This window comes from Proteus sp. fly-1067 (assembly GCF_040139345.1).
Classification (GTDB): domain Bacteria; phylum Pseudomonadota; class Gammaproteobacteria; order Enterobacterales; family Enterobacteriaceae; genus Proteus; species Proteus vulgaris_B.
The window spans coordinates 1-601 of sequence record NZ_JBEEUL010000161.1; the positions used below are offsets into that span (position 1 = coordinate 1).

Annotated in this window: 1 protein-coding gene; it reads right to left on the reverse strand. The window is 38.9% G+C overall.

Annotated elements, in window-relative coordinates; translation table 11 throughout:
- Positions 1 to 525, reverse strand: a 525-nt coding sequence (locus tag ABN217_RS19760) for an alpha/beta hydrolase family protein (protein ID WP_502935144.1), incomplete at its 3' end; no start/stop codon positions are given.
- Between the last annotated feature and the right edge of the window lie 76 nt (positions 526 to 601).

A 601-nucleotide genomic window follows, 5' to 3' on the forward strand; every position in this document is an offset into this window, starting at 1 on the left:
TCGCCAATTTATTGCCCCACCGACAATGACTGAAAAATCAGGTGAGCTTTGTGACGCAGCAATAGGAATAACCCATCCAGCCTGAGAAAAGCCAAAATAACCAATAGAAACTGAAGGAGAAGGGTATTTTTCACGTAATAGTGCTAAAGCGGTTTTTGCCTCATCTGCACGACCTGCCATAGTTTGATTCAGCCAGTTACCTTGGCTATTGCCAATACCTGCTTTATCCCAACTGAACACAGCGATACCGTTATCAACTAAGGTATTTATTAACGGTAAATAACCTGAATTTGAAAAACGATCTTGCGGGCCATCACCATGAATGAATATAGCAATTGCGCTAGGTTGCTCAGAGCTAGGTAGCACAAGTGTGCCAGATAATTTATTACCATCGGCTGTAAAACTAATATCAGTTGTTTGTCTGTTGTCTAAATCAAAATCATCGAATTGCCCAGTTAAGATAACAGCTGTCATGATGATTAAGAGTGAAAATAGTACATATAGTAATTTGCGTTTATGTTTCATACAAAATTGCTCAAGTAACTAGGCTGATTGTCATTTATTCACTGATGTTTTTTCGCATCCATTGCAAGAAAGTGGC